At 58.9% G+C, this 14038-nt stretch carries 11 protein-coding genes; 7 read left to right on the plus strand and 4 right to left on the minus strand.

Annotated elements, in window-relative coordinates; translation table 11 throughout:
* A complete protein-coding gene (locus tag RISK_RS08115) occupies nucleotides 1-2196 on the minus strand; it encodes an HlyD family efflux transporter periplasmic adaptor subunit (protein ID WP_083434841.1) in 2196 nt (731 codons plus the stop codon).
* A gap of 36 nt (nucleotides 2197-2232) precedes the next feature.
* Nucleotides 2233-3480 (minus strand): hypothetical protein, encoded by a 1248-nt coding sequence (locus RISK_RS08120; protein ID WP_047813845.1) that lies wholly within the window; start codon nucleotides 3478-3480, stop codon nucleotides 2233-2235.
* A gap of 290 nt (nucleotides 3481-3770) precedes the next feature.
* Here RISK_RS08120 and RISK_RS08125 point away from each other — a divergent pair, with 290 nt between their 5' ends.
* From RISK_RS08125 to RISK_RS08140, 4 genes are all read left to right on the plus strand, one after another.
* A complete protein-coding gene (locus RISK_RS08125) occupies nucleotides 3771-4232 on the plus strand; it encodes a flagellar hook assembly protein FlgD (protein WP_047813753.1) in 462 nt (153 codons plus the stop codon).
* 80 nt (nucleotides 4233-4312) lie between these two features.
* A complete protein-coding gene (locus RISK_RS08130) occupies nucleotides 4313-6748 on the plus strand; it encodes a flagellar hook-basal body complex protein (protein ID WP_047813754.1) in 2436 nt (811 codons plus the stop codon).
* 122 nt (nucleotides 6749-6870) lie between these two features.
* Complete coding sequence (locus RISK_RS08135) at nucleotides 6871-7842, plus strand: VanZ family protein (RefSeq protein WP_047813846.1); 972 nt, start codon at nucleotides 6871-6873, stop codon at nucleotides 7840-7842.
* Nucleotides 7843-7984: 142 nt separating this feature from the next.
* Nucleotides 7985-9037 (plus strand): 3-deoxy-7-phosphoheptulonate synthase, encoded by a 1053-nt coding sequence (locus RISK_RS08140; protein ID WP_047813755.1) that lies wholly within the window; start codon nucleotides 7985-7987, stop codon nucleotides 9035-9037.
* A 44-nt stretch (nucleotides 9038-9081) separates the two neighbouring features.
* On the opposite strand, the gene RISK_RS08145 is transcribed toward RISK_RS08140, so the two are convergent.
* Together RISK_RS08145 and RISK_RS08150 are read right to left on the minus strand one after the other, a co-directional pair.
* Nucleotides 9082-9780 carry a sensor histidine kinase gene (locus tag RISK_RS08145; RefSeq protein WP_047813756.1) on the minus strand — a complete coding sequence of 233 codons (699 nt, stop codon included), beginning with the start codon at nucleotides 9778-9780 and terminating at the stop codon, nucleotides 9082-9084.
* Entirely contained in the window at nucleotides 9777-10151 is a 375-nt protein-coding gene (locus RISK_RS08150; protein WP_007324404.1) for an STAS domain-containing protein, read from the minus strand. Before RISK_RS08150 ends, RISK_RS08145 begins: the two co-directional genes overlap by 4 nt.
* A gap of 267 nt (nucleotides 10152-10418) precedes the next feature.
* Between RISK_RS08150 and RISK_RS08155 the strand changes: the two genes are divergently transcribed.
* The 3 genes from RISK_RS08155 to RISK_RS08165 are packed head-to-tail and all read left to right on the plus strand — an operon-like array spanning nucleotide 10419 to nucleotide 14031.
* Complete coding sequence (locus tag RISK_RS08155) at nucleotides 10419-11723, plus strand: flagellar motor switch protein FliG (protein ID WP_047813847.1); 1305 nt, start codon at nucleotides 10419-10421, stop codon at nucleotides 11721-11723.
* A gap of 2 nt (nucleotides 11724-11725) precedes the next feature.
* Nucleotides 11726-12631, plus strand: a complete 906-nt coding sequence (locus RISK_RS08160) for a FliH/SctL family protein (protein ID WP_047813848.1) — start codon at nucleotides 11726-11728, stop codon at nucleotides 12629-12631.
* Complete coding sequence (locus RISK_RS08165) at nucleotides 12628-14031, plus strand: FliI/YscN family ATPase (protein WP_047813757.1); 1404 nt, start codon at nucleotides 12628-12630, stop codon at nucleotides 14029-14031. The genes RISK_RS08160 and RISK_RS08165 overlap by 4 nt, the downstream gene beginning before the upstream one ends.
* Nucleotides 14032-14038: the final 7 nt, after the last annotated feature.

Raw genomic sequence — 14038 nt, forward strand, 5'->3', positions numbered from 1 at the left:
TCAGAAATACCCTCCCCATTGGACTTGGCACCAATGCACCACGTCTTGGACCAAGAACCATCCCACCGGCGTGCGTCCGCAATGCAGCGTCACCCGGGCGGGCATTTCAGCGAGCGGCTGATCACCGAGTGTCGGTGATTGTTCCAGCCCCAATCGCATCACGACCGAGGGCGTTCCATCCGTCGGATCGGGCACGATCGGGCCAAACCGTTGGGCGGTCGCGGCAAGATTCATTTGACTGGACCAGGCCGTCCCCACTTCGGCGGTCAGCTGCTCCGATTGCCACGCGTTGTCGACGGTTTGCAGCCGAGTTTGAGGAATCCGAGCGTCGACGACCCACGGGGTGTCTTCGGCGATCACGTTCAAGACCGGATCGCCGCGGCGGAGGGGGCGATTGGCCAAACGTTCTTGAAGTCGCCAGGCGTCCACGCGTCCGTTGCGGAGAGCTCGGAGGACCAACCGTTCTTTTGATTCCTGAATGATTTCGAGCTGTCGTTCGACCGACGCGATTTCTTCTTCCACTTCTCGTCCGTCATGGACCGAGTCCGGACGAGAATGAACGGATGGACGCGACATCAGCGTCTGGTTGACTTGTTCCTGTTGCCGCATCAACACGGCTTGGCGACCCAGCAGACTGGTTTCCTGTTCTTGCAGGTCGGTGGACGTGAGTGTCGCCAACAAGTCCCCTCGCTGAACCCGTTGCCCGTGATCGACATGCAGTGTTTCCACCACTGCATCGCTGGCGGCGTGATAGGAGTCGAGTTCAACAGGCCGGATGACTCCCGTGACGGGCACCAAACTGGGCATCGGCAGGCAAACCAAGATGGCGATCGCAAGCGTTGCTGCCATCCAAGTCGCGGATTTGCGAAGTCGAGAATGCACCGCTCGCGTGCGTCGTGAAGTGGAACTCGGTTCGGACGCCGGGGCTGAGCCAAGGGAGCTGACCGCGTCCGGTTCCACGAACAATTTCGAAAACCATCGGCCACCGGGAAGCGATTCGATGCGACGGGCGGCGGTCCAGGCCGAGGCTCCACCGACGAGCAACCGATTCAGCGTGCCCCAGTAAATGTCTTCCGACAAATGTTCCGCTTCGTCCGACGTGAATCCCACGATCCGCCACTGCGAATCGGGGTGCGCGGCAACGACCCAAGAGGGTTCCTGGGATGATTGAATGGAGCTCGTGGTTTGGTCTTGGTTGAACGGAGTTGCGGAGGAAGCGTCTTCGTTGGGATTGCTTTCGTTCGATTTCGCTTGGCAACTGCCAAACCAAATTCCGTGTTGAGGTTGAAGGTCGATCGCCGTCGCGGCGCGGATTGCTTTGGCGGCGCCGCTGTGTTGATCGATGCGATGGACGTGACTGACCGCAACGATTCGTGGTTGAGACGAGTCGACTCGGCACAGGGCCACGCGTGGCAAACGCAACAACTCTGCTGCTGCATCCACCCAGGCGGCTTGGATCATTCCGGTCGACGTCATCCGGTGCAGACGTTCCACGACGCCATCGACCCGGTCGGTTGCATCAAGCAATTGGCTGAGTGTTTTCAGACGCAACACGCGTAGAAACTCGCCCGCGAGATCCGACATTTGGGCCAGAAACCGAAGGCTGCCGCGTTGACTGGCAGCGGTCCCACCTTCATCCAAAAAGACCTGGATCAATCCTTCGGGCAACGCCGAGGAAGGGTCGATCCGAATCGGCACGATTGCCGTGGGATAGGGCAGCGGATTGGCTGGCACATCGATTTGGTCCGCACCTGGCGTGGGGGGAACGACGACCGGAGCCCCTTCCGTTGCGACTTCCGCAAGCAAACACTGGTGAACTTGTTCGGCCTCATCCACCAGGGCAAGGTCGGTCACCCGCCCGAGACGATGTTCGGCAACGTAGTTCGTTTCATTGGAGTCCCCTGAACTGGGACGCGTCCAAATCACAACGCCATGACCCGCCATCGCTCGCAAAACGCGATCGGCGAGAAACCGAAGGTAGTCCGCCCTTTTTCGCGGTTGATGCGTCGCCGCAGCGACCTCGCGAACGATCTGAGTGATCTCTTGCCGGGCTTGGTCCACCAACTGATGAGACGAAGGCACACCGGGGGCGGCGTAGGTCGATCCGCGCGCAGACGCTGAACTCCTCGACGAATCAGATGAAGCCGACCCGCTGGGTGCAAAGACAAACGGCTCGCTGGACGCGGTCGACGTCATCAATTTTCCAAGAGAACGATGTTTTCAACCGGCAGATCAACGCCAGCGGTTGCCGCCAAAGGAACCACTGCTTTCGCCTTGCGGCGTCGAAACCGAATAGCGACCACTGGATTTGACCGAGGGTGGCATCCAACGTGACTTGGACGCATCCTCACTCAAGTTGTTCGGGCTTGCTTGTGCGATCGGTGCACTCGCTCCGGCTGGAATGGACTCCACTGGCGAACGATCTTCGTCGCGATTGAGTTGACGGACATACCAGGACGAGGAACCATTCGAGGCTGCCGGTCGGTTGCCTGCGGATGCCATTGAATTCGTGCTTTTCCAACCAGAATCCGAACGCCCTTGGTCACGTGGCATCGAATCCGCTGCTGCCAGTGCGGTGGCGGGTGCGACTTGCGAGCGGGCCGCTGAGTTGGCGGGGCCAGTCGCACTGACCAAAGCGATGTCGCCGGTCGAACCAGGCTGACTGCCTCGAGGAGTGAGTTTGGCGAATTGAGCCACGGGGCCGCTGCCGGATTCCACCCAGCCCAACCAGTATTCCTGCAGTTCGGCCAACGAATCGTAGCCGTAGTGTTTTTGCACGTTGTTGGTCCACGACCCACGTTGCATGTACTCGCCCAAGAAATCAATGAATGTCTCAGGACCCTGTTGCTCGATCAGAAATCGGCACACCGAGTAACCTTGGGCGTACATCGGCAACACATCGGAGGGATACTCGGTCAGCAAGAACAACTGGTTCATCGCGATGCCGCGACGCGTCGACAGGAACTCTCGCAACTTGGCTTCGTGCTTGGCCTTTTCTGAATCGTGCTCGACGGTGGTGCAAATGCCTTCGTCAGCCCAACGTGGCAAAGGTCGACCAAAGTGAGTCGCCAAAACCGTGTGGGTGACTTCGTGCGGCAACACGCTGTCGAGGATTCGCTCGGGGGTTCCAACGACTTCCATTTGAAAGTCGCGAACAGGAGCGGGGTTGTACGTGGTCACGCCTTGGGCGGGCAGGTTGCCTGCGACAACTCGAACCGGGCAGGGAGTGGGCCAGGGTGGCAAGGGCTGGCCGGTCCAGTAGCTCGCCAGATCATGGCGATACTTCTCGGCGGCGTCCCCGACGGCTTTGGCCAACTGGGAGTTGGGAGCTTCGACGATGAAATTGCGGGTTCGATAGTTGGCCGCGTCGGCCGGTGCTGCCAAGCACGCCAACACAGCAAAACAGGCCCACACGGTTCCCAATCGCTTCTGGAAATCGAGACGTGCAGAGACGAACTGGCGGATGGTTTTGGCTTCCATGCCGAAGGACTCCGTTCCGGTGGCTGAGCGTCGAAGGGGCGGACCTCGAATCATTCTTGGTCGCGTTCGGGCGAGTTTAGGGGAAGCCGTCCGTTCGCCGATAGGTAGAAATGGGCGGGCTGCTGAGACGTCAAATCGCTCACAATCCCGGGCCCAAGGCGTGCAAACCGCGAAGAAAATCCAGCCCGCAAAGAACTGGACTCGCGTCAGAATCCCCTAAATTGCTATGCAAACGCTCTCCGTCGCGCTGATTTCGCGTGAGCGGATCTTCCCATCTTGGAAACGCGAATATGTCTGCTGCTAGTCAAGTCACCAGCACCTCCGCCGCCGCGAGCTTTTCGTCCAGCGAACAGGCTTCCCAAATCAGCGACAGTGCCAACGAAGGGTACAACTCGTTGGATGTGGACAGTTTTCTGCAATTGCTGATCAATGAACTGCAGAACCAGGACCCTCTGGACCCGGTCGACAACGCCCAAATGGTCCAGCAGATCGCACAAATTCGTGAAATCGGGGCCACCGACGAACTGACCAACACACTCAGCGATCTGTCCAACAGCCAACAACTGGTCACCGCCAGCGGATTGATTGGACGCACCGTGACGGGGTTGGCTGATGACCAAACCAACACAACGGGGGTGGTCGACAAGATCACGGTCGAAACGAATGACGACAGCCAAGCCCGTTCGGTCAAAGTTCACGTGGGTCAGAAGACGATGCAGATAGAGAATATCCGAGAAATTCAAACTGAGTAAAGTTTGCCGATTAGTTTGGCCGATCTACAGGTTTGAGTTTGCGTTGTAAGACCTACTGAAAACTGTGGAGACGTTCGCCGATGGGACTTCAATCAGCCCTGACGACTGCCCTGACCGGACTGAGTGCTGCCGAAACACAGATCGATGTGATCGGTAACAACCTGGCCAACTCGCAGACGGTCGGTTTCAAATCGTCCGATGCGGTCTTTGCGACGCAGTTCTTGCAAACGTTGTCGCTAGGGGCAGGTCCCTCCAGCAACAACGGTGGTACCAACCCCCGACAAATCGGTTTGGGTGTCCAGGTCGCGGAAATCGCGGCCAACCACAACCAGGGCACCATCGAGATCAGCAGCAGCAGCAGCGACCTCGCGATCCAGGGCGACGGGTTCTTCCAAGTCGAAGCGGCGGACGGCGAAAAGCTGTACACGCGGAATGGTATTTTTAAACTCAACAGCGATGCAGAACTCGTCAATGCAACCGGCCAGCGATTGCTTGGTTACGGCATCGACGAACAGTTCCGTTTGCAGACGAGTTCGTTGGTTCCGCTGTCGATTCCCTTGGGAACCAAGACCGTTGCCAAAGCGACCGAGAACGTCTCATTTGAAGGCACGTTGACCCCTGAAGGCGATGTTGCCACCGCGGGACAAGTGATCGAGAGTCTTCACCTGGGCGACAGCCAAGTCCCACGTCCCGACGCCAGCGGTGTGTCGGTCGAAACATCACCGATTGCGGATCACGCTGCCGTCACCGGCACCGTGGGGGCCGGTTCGCTGACCGGGGGAACTTACCAGTACAAATTTGCCTTGGTCGATGCCAGCGGCAATGAATCGGCGCCCAGCGCTGCACGTTCCTTCACGGTGGGAACCAACGGCAATGTCGACCTGAGTAACTTGCCTCAGGACCCTTTGGGCGGCGACTTCCCAACGGTCAACATCTATCGCACCGGCCCCAATGGAACCGAATTCGAGTACCTCGCGTCGGCAGCCGCAGGTGGGACGTACAACGACGATGGTTCGACCGCCCTGTCCGGAACGGCGATCAACGAAGACACGCTGACGGGCAACTACACCTACATGGTGACTTACTACAGCTCCGGCGACCCAGAAAGTCGCCCGAGTTCGTATTTGGGGCCCAAGAGCGTTGTCGATGGCCGGATCACGTTGAGCGATTTCCCAACGCCTCCAACGCCTCCGGCTGGCGGCGGTTTCCCCGCCTACGATTCGGTGCGGATCTATCGCAACCTTGCCGGTGACCAAAACAACTTCTACTTGGTGGGGGAGGTCGCCCCCGGTGAAACCTTCACCGACTCCGCGACGGATGCACAAATATCGGACCTGACCGAACCCGGCAACCAGTTGTTGGACATGGATGGCCCGGCGGTCAACTCCAACACCTTGCTGACCGATGTCCTTCGCCGAGATGGATTGACCTACGAACAGGTCTTCAGCGAAGGCACGCTGAGCTACACCGGTCGCAAAGGTGGTTCGAACCTGGGAACGAAGGAACTAGAGATCACTTCAACCAGCACCATGCAGGACCTGCTGGACTTCATCTCCGATGCTTCGGGGATCCAGACGTTGCAGATTGACTCAGCCAATCCGATCCCTCGATCGGAAAACAACATTGAAGGTGAATCCGGCGACCTGGTCGCGGGAGCCTACATCCAAGACGGAAAGATTCGACTGGTTTCGAACAATGGTGAAGCCAACGCGATCGACATTGAATTGTCTGCGTTTCGATTGACGGACGAACTGGGCCAAATCACCACGCCGAACTTGGCCTTTGGAGTTCAGCAAGAAGCGATCGGACAAAGTGCCTCCAGTGACTTTGTGGTCTATGACTCACTCGGTGTGCCAATCAACGTCCGAGTTTCCGCGACACTGGAAAGCCGCACCGACCAAGCCACCATCTATCGCTGGTACGCCGACAGTCCCGACAACTCGGTGACCGGCAACACCGACATCACGGTCGGAACAGGTCTGATTCAGTTCGACGGGAACGGCAACTTCGTGACCGCGACCGAAGAAACCATTTCGATCAACCGCCAAGGCATCCCCAGCGTTTCGCCTTTGCAATTTGAAATGGACTTCTCACTTGTCTCGGGACTGGCTACCGACGAAGCCTCGCTGGCAGCCACCCAGCAGGACGGGAGTGAACCCGGTGTTCTGAACAGCTTCGTCGTTGGCGAAGACGGCACCATTCGCGGCGTGTTCAGCAACGGTATTTCGAGAGACTTGGGGCAGTTGCAATTGGCTCGTTTTGCCAACCCCGCCGGTTTGGAAGCGCGGGGTCTGAACATGTACGCCGAGGGCGTCAACACCGGCTTGCCCGTCACCGGTCAGCCCGGCGAAAACGGCATCGGATCGGTCATCGGTGGTGCGTTGGAATTGTCCAACACGGACATCGGCAAGGACTTGGTCGAACTTGTTCTGGCCAGCACCCAGTACCGGGGAAACAGCCGAGTGATCACGACCACCCAGCAGCTCATCGACGAACTGCTCAACCTGCGACGATAGTGATTCAGAGCCAATCCTCTCGCTTGATTTGGCTGGCGCTGCCGGGATGCTTCTTGGTCGCGTTGGTTGGATTGTTGGTGCCGCTGCCGATCTCGGGTCGAATGGCTGGGTCGATCGGCAACATGGTGCACGCCCCGCTGTTCGCAGGGCTGACGATGTTGACGTTGGTGTTGCTGCAGTCGCTTCGGCCTCAGGTCGTTGGTTCCGCCCCATGGGCACGGCGTTTGGTCTTGGTCGCGGCAGCCTTGTTCGTGTCGGGTGTTTTGGTCGAGATGCTGCAAGGCATGATCGGACGATCCGCGACGCTTCACGATGCCATTGCCAACGGGCTGGGAATCCTAGCCGCGTCGGTCTGGTTCGTTGCCAGTGGTTTGACTTCGTTGATAGGGCGACGCTCGCTGCAGTTGCTTGGAATCATCTTCATCGGGCTGACATGGTGGGGTTCGATCAAGATCATTCGTGATTGCTGGAAGGTTGAATCGGACTTCCCTCGGATCGCGTCGTTCGAAACACCGCTTGAGATCACACGGTGGCATTTCGATCGCGGTCGGCGTGGTCGAACCCAGTCCAATGTGACCGACGGCGAATTCGCTCTGCGTTGGAAACCCAAGGATGCCCCGCATCCCGCGATGACGTTGTTGGAGGTGAGTTCCGATTGGTCCAACGTGGAAACGTTGGAACTGGACATCGTGCTGAACGCACCAGCGTCTGCCGGGCTCCCCGAGTCATTGGGGCCGGTGCCGACCGAGCTGGAGCCAACTGGGACTGAGCCAACCGATTCCGAATCATCCGATCCGGAACTCGAGTCGCCTGTCGTTCGAACGTGGGAAGTGATCCTCAAGGTCATCGACGAAGATCATCAGGATTACCATGAAGATGTCGCGAAACACTTTGTGACACTTCGCGCGGGTGAACCTCAACACGTGATTTTCCCTCGTCAATCCATGATCGACGGTCCTCAAGATCGCGAGCTGGATCTGTCACGAATCAAGATGGTCAGTCTGCTCATCTACCAGCCCGGCCCTGGGGTCGAGCTCGACGTGGACCACATTCACGCGACTCTGAAACGCCCTGCGGTCCAATCAGAACCATGAACCAGTTGCGAAACAGCGAGACGATTTGTCGGCCTCGTCTTGGTCGCCACCCCGCCGTTGATAGAAGGCTCGTTCCAATCTTTTGGAATTGAACTACGATACGTTTTCCCCCACATTTTCCTTTTGAACCCACTGCAAGCTCATGATCCGCACCGATGATCTTCGTATCGGCGCCATCAAAAACCTGATGTCACCCAGTGAACTGTTGTCGGAAATCCCGGCGAGCGACGAAATCTCACAAACCGTTGCTGACGGGCGTGCTGCCATCCAGAACGTGCTTCAAAAGAAGGACGATCGTCTATTGGTCGTCGTGGGACCCTGCTCGATTCACGACCCAGACTCTGCTCGCCAGTACGCTGAAAAGTTGGCCGTGGAGCAAAAAAGGTACGCCGACGATCTGCTGATCGTGATGCGGGTTTACTTCGAAAAACCACGCACCACGGTGGGTTGGAAAGGTCTGATCAACGACCCGAAACTGGACGACAGCTTCGAAATCAACCACGGCCTGCGAACCGCTCGGCGTCTGCTCAGCGACATCAATGCGATGGGATTGCCGACCGGAACCGAGTTCCTGGATCTGATCAGCCCTCAATACGTGGCCGATCTGGTCGGCTGGGGAGCCATCGGGGCTCGCACGACCGAAAGTCAGGGGCACCGCGAATTGGCGTCGGGGCTGTCTTGCCCGGTCGGCTTCAAAAACGGAACCAGCGGCAATGTGCAGATCGCGGTCGACGCAATCTGCTCGGCTCGGCGTCCTCACCACTTTTTGTCAGTCACCAAAGAGGGCACCTCGGCCATCTTCGCCACGACCGGTAACCCGGACTGCCACATCATTCTGCGTGGTGGAAAGCACACCAATTACGATGCCGCCAGCATCGACATGGCATCGGGCTTGCTCGAAAAAGCCGACCTGCCACCGCGAATCATGATCGACTGCAGCCACGCCAACAGTCGCAAAATCTTCGCGCGGCAGTCGTACGTTTGTCGCGACATTTGCGCTCAGGTGTCCGAGGGCGACGATCGCATCATGGGGGTGATGATCGAGAGCAACCTGCTCGAAGGCAATCAAAAACTCAGTGCGTCCCCGTTGGTTCAAGGGCTCAGCGTCACCGACGCTTGCATCGGTTGGGACACCACCGAGAAACTGTTTCGCGATCTCGGACAAGCAGTCGCGGCCCGTCGCCAAGTCGGCTGATCGAGCAGCAAACGCGGAGACATCGCCGTCTCGTGCGAAGCACGCTACGGCGATCCAAACACGGTCACTTGGGTGCCAGAATCCTTGGCCCCAACGATCTGGAAACGCAATCCGGCAGCTTCTGCCCGCTGCCGCATCAAGGTGATGCCCTGCGAAGTCTTTGAAACGGTCTCCGACTCGAAGCCTTCCCCGTCGTCTTGGATCGAAACCGCCCATCCGGTCGGGGCCGTTTCCCAAGCCACGATCAATTGGTTCGCTCGGGCGTGCCGAACCACGTTGCGAACCGCTTCGCAAACGATCCGGTAAACCGCGATTGCCTGCGTTTCGTCCCATGCCACGTCGGCACTCTCGTCCAATTGCTTCCACCGAACCGACAGTTCCTGGACGTCATCGCCGCGGAGCACCACGGATTCCAGAAATTCTTTGGCGGCCACCAAGGGGCCTGAAGACAGATCACGAGGCAGCGCCGCTCCGTTCATGATCTGGCGAGCGATTTCGCGGGCTTGATCGACCCACTGAACGGGTTTTTCGAGCGCCGTTTTCAGATCGGGATTCTGCCGCTGCAGCGATGCGAGCGCCCCCGCTGCAGCGAACAGGTAAGGCAGCAGCTCATCGTGCAGCTCACCAGCAATCGACTGGCGATCGGCCTCGACCAACCGCATCCACTGCGACTTCGAAACGTCGGGCCCTGACTCGGGCGGGTCCGTGGGCACACCCGGAGTGGAATCGCCGGCGGGCGTCATTTTTTGCCGCCGAACCAGCCCTTTTTGTCGAAGCTGGCCACGGCCACTTCTTGATCGCCTTGGATGTCGATCAGTTTGCCCAGGTTCACAATGCGGAAAACTTCCATCACCAACGGGGACACATTGCAAAACTTCAGAGCCACGCCCTGAGCTTTGCAGCTTTTGTTCAGCAGGATCAGTTTGTTGATCATCGCCGACGACATGAATGCCAAGCCGGAGAAATCGATCAACATTTTTTTGTGGATGGCTTGTGGCACGATCTCTTGCATTTCGCGGCCCACAACCTCAATCCGTTGTGCATCGCGAAGGGCATTGTCGGTGAATCCAACGATCAATACTTCACCCTGCATTTGCTCGGTGATGGCTGACATGTGAGTTTGCTCAGGACGGCAGGAGGAAATACAGAAAACGTTGGATGACCGATGCCACCCATCCGGTGTCCAGACCACCGCCAATGACTGCCAACAGGCGTTTCATCCGGGGCTGGTTCATGGCTGCAAGTTTAGCGGGCCGGGGGGATCGAGACAATTCGACCTTCACTTGGGACCCCGTGTTTCACTATGACCGAACTGGGCAGGATCGCATCCGTCGCTCGCAAATTTTCTGCCCGCTTTTTTCCCCACAATTCAGGTGTCCTCGTGGCGACCGCCTCCTCTCGCTCTGACGATGACGCTCGCCGCGCCGCTTCGTTGCGACGTGTCGCGATCGTTCTCAAAAATTTACCCCGACCAATTGCCGCGAAATTACTGGGCGAATTGCCCGTTGAATCGCAGCAACGCCTGCAATACGAACTCGCCTCCCTCGACGAGGTTGACCCGCTGGAACACAAACGAGCCCTGGAATCATTCACCGGTTCCATTCGACAGACTCGATCCGACGCTGCCCGCCACGGCCAACCGAGCGGCTCCATGGATGAAATCATGTTCAGCCGAACCGCGTCGGAGCGGGGCACGCAGACGCCTTCCCCCCGCTCGACGATGGATTCCAATCCGGCCGGAGTCCCCGTGTCCGCTGATTTCGGATCCACCAAGCAATCGTTTGGATTCCTGGATTCACTGACCAACGACGATGTCCGTGGGCTTCTGCAGAGCGAACATCCGCAAACGATCGCGGTTGTGATGGCATCGATCGATCCCCGAAAAGCCGCGGCCATCCTGCCGCAATTCCCTCCGAATCAGCGGCAAGACATCCTCAGCCGAATCGGCCGGTTGCAAGAATTTCCCGATTCGATGATCGAAGATCTGGTCAGCACCTTTCGCACCAAAGCGGAAGCCTTGATCGCTCGATCGCAAGCCAATCCATTGCAGGATCTGATCAACGCTTACGCTCCCACCGAGGGCTGGGACCCGGCGCAAGCAGCACGCCACGTGCCCGCGGAAGCCGCCGCCGTGTCGCCTCGTTTGAAAGCCATCCTGTCTGAAATGACGCCGACGTACGGTCACGCCTCGCCCAGCACGGAAACCCACTCGGTTCCAGCGACGCATGCCACCGCGCCCGGTCATCCTGCCAGCACGCCAATCGGTGCCGCAGCAGAAATTCAAGAACCATCAGTTGGCGGCGCACCACCGCTGCGAGTGCATGTGCCGGCGAACGCCACCGCGGAAGCTCCCCACGCCTCCCCGCGATCAGATTCCACCTCCTCGCCGGCATCCTCCGGTTTGGCCACGGACGAAATTCATCAACAACTCGTGAAAATGAAACCGCGTTTGCTTTGCGAAGCTCTGGGACGTGTCCCCACCCGCATCGCCATGCTGTGCTTGTGCGGGCTGCCTAACAAGACCGCCGACTCCGCCATCAGCGTGCTTCCGCGGCAACAAGCCAACCAGGTTCGTGCCCAGTTGGCCAATGTGGGATCGATGGAACTGCGTGAAATTGACGAGGCCAAAGAAGCGGTCTTGGTTGCTGCTTTGGCTGATTCCTCCACCACTGCGATGGCGGCATGACCATGGCATCGATTCTCAAACACAACGCCGCGCCCAACGCCGCCCCCACAAGCAATGCGGATGGCACGCCCGTCGCGCCCCCTGACCGATCGAAGTTTGGCCCCGCTGACTTTCCGCCCGCGAGTCGCCCCGGCATTTCCACGCGAGTCCCTGCTGATCAAGTCGATCAAGCTCGATCCAACGCAGCAGGTGCGACCGGCGACGTCGTCGGCAAACAACCGGGTGGTGTGTCCGGTTTGGCTGGCTTCAATCTCAATGACCTGGCTGAAAAAGGACGCGAAGAATTGCGTCAGGCTCGCGAACAAGCCGCTCAGTTGCTCGCCGAAGCGGAATCCCAAGCCGCCGAAATGAAGCAGGCGGCGGAAGCTCGCGGCTACGAAGAAGGCGTGAAAAAGGCCTCGCAAGACATCGAACAGAAAATCACGCAGTTGGCCGAAGCCAAAACCAAATCGCAACTGCAAGCGTTGCAAAACGCCAGCACAAAGATGCACGCGCAGTACGACCAATGGATGCAGCAATACGCCGAGGTGCTGACCGAAACTGCGATCGCAGCGACCGAACGAATGGTGCGCGCCAACCTGAACGAGGCCCCCGTGCCGGCATCGCTTGCCGAAGCCGGTTACGCCGACAGTCCTCACCAACAACACCTTCTGGTGCGTTGGGCCAGCGAAGCGCTGCACAGCACTCGGTCCGCTGGACGTTTGGTCCTGGCCGTTCATCCCGACATGCTGGCGGAGTTGGGGCAACGTTTCGATGAACTTTTGGCAAGCCCTGATTTGCCGGAACAGTCCTGTGTGATCCCCGATGAAACACTTTCCGTGGGCGAAGTGGTCGTGCGACAAGAAGGCGGCGAGATCCGTGCCGGGCTGCAATCCCAGTTGGAACGGTTGCGTGAGGAAATGCTATGAACCTGCCCGCCGTTCCACAGCTGCACCCGCCACGCTTGCCCGATCCCGAAACCATTCGCCAATCACTTGGCTCCCTGGTCCTGTCACAAATTCGCGGCCGTGTCGCATCGGTGACGGGCGATGCGGTGACGGTGCAAGGCATGACCGCTCCCCTGGGGGCGATCTGCGAACTGATGCCGCCGGACGCCAAACCCACCCTGGCGCGAGTCATTGGGTTTGATGACACGCGACCGATCCTGGCACCGATGGAAGCCATTTCAGCCCTCGCGGCTGGGGATCGAGTTCGCTTGGTTTCGCGATCGCTCACATTGCGTGTTGGCGACTCTCTGTGCGGGCGTGTCATTGATGCCTTCGGGCGTCCGATCGACGGAAAACCTCTCAGCGAAGACCTTGTTCGAGTCAGTGCGTCGCGGCCCGCACCCGATTCGCTGGATCGCCCACCCATTGATGAACCTCTGCAAACGGGCGTTCGCGCCATCGATGCGATGCTGACCTGCGGCGTGGGCCAACGGTTGGGAATCTTTGCCGGTTCCGGCGTTGGCAAGAGCACATTGCTCGGCATGCTGACTCGCGGAACAACCGCCGATCGAATCGTGATCGCGATGGTGGGCGAGCGAGGACGCGAAGTCCAGGAATTCATGCAGCGGGCGCTCGGTGCCGCCGGCCTGAAACGCAGCGTCGTCGTGGTGGCAACCAGCGACAAACCCGCCGCTCAACGACTTTCTGCGGCATGGACCGCGACCGCGATCGCTGAACAATTTCGCGACGAAGGGCATCGTGTGCTGTTGCTCGTCGACAGTGTGACTCGTTTCGCCATGGCTCAGCGTGAGTTGGGATTGGCCGCCGGCGAACCTCCGACCACACGTGGCTACCCGCCCAGCGTGTTCAACATGTTGCCCCAGTTGGTCGAACGTGCTGGACGGACCACCAAAGGTTCGATCACTGCGTTCTACACCGTGTTGGTGGAAGGCGACGACAACAACGAACCCATTTCAGATACCGTCCGTGGTTTGCTCGACGGGCACATTGTGCTGAACCGAAAACTCGCCCATCGAGGGCACTACCCGCCGATCGATGTCCCCGAAAGCATCAGCCGAGTCGCCAATCATTTGGTGACCCCGGAAATCTACCAGGCCACCCTGGGAATTCGCGAACACATGGTCCAGTACCAATCCAGCGAGGACCTGATTTCGATCGGTGCCTATCGCGCCGGCAGCGACCCTCGCATCGACACCGCCATCGCGATGCGAGACCCCATCAATGATCTGTTGCGACAAGACGCGAACGAGATCACGCCCCTGGCGGATTCACAGGCTCGCATTCAAAAATTGCATCAAGCCGCGTCGGCAGCACTCGCTCAACTGAAACAACCGCCGGTTGCTGCTCCCAATCCAGCCTGATCCCGCT

Source organism: Rhodopirellula islandica (genome assembly GCF_001027925.1).
In the GTDB taxonomy this organism is placed as follows: Bacteria; Planctomycetota; Planctomycetia; order Pirellulales; family Pirellulaceae; genus Rhodopirellula; species Rhodopirellula islandica.

Coding starts and splice junctions, on each gene's coding strand:
- RISK_RS08115 (WP_083434841.1), bottom strand. CDS start 2,196: ATGACGTCGACCGCGTCCAGCGAGCCGTTTGTCTTTGCACCCAGCGGG.
- RISK_RS08130 (WP_047813754.1), top strand. CDS start 4,313: ATGGGACTTCAATCAGCCCTGACGACTGCCCTGACCGGACTGAGTGCT.
- RISK_RS08150 (WP_007324404.1), bottom strand. CDS start 10,151: ATGTCAGCCATCACCGAGCAAATGCAGGGTGAAGTATTGATCGTTGGA.
- RISK_RS08145 (WP_047813756.1), bottom strand. CDS start 9,780: ATGACGCCCGCCGGCGATTCCACTCCGGGTGTGCCCACGGACCCGCCC.
- RISK_RS08140 (WP_047813755.1), top strand. CDS start 7,985: ATGATCCGCACCGATGATCTTCGTATCGGCGCCATCAAAAACCTGATG.
- RISK_RS08120 (WP_047813845.1), bottom strand. CDS start 3,480: ATGGAAGCCAAAACCATCCGCCAGTTCGTCTCTGCACGTCTCGATTTC.
- RISK_RS08135 (WP_047813846.1), top strand. CDS start 6,871: ATGGTGCACGCCCCGCTGTTCGCAGGGCTGACGATGTTGACGTTGGTG.
- RISK_RS08125 (WP_047813753.1), top strand. CDS start 3,771: ATGTCTGCTGCTAGTCAAGTCACCAGCACCTCCGCCGCCGCGAGCTTT.
- RISK_RS08160 (WP_047813848.1), top strand. CDS start 11,726: ATGGCATCGATTCTCAAACACAACGCCGCGCCCAACGCCGCCCCCACA.
- RISK_RS08165 (WP_047813757.1), top strand. CDS start 12,628: ATGAACCTGCCCGCCGTTCCACAGCTGCACCCGCCACGCTTGCCCGAT.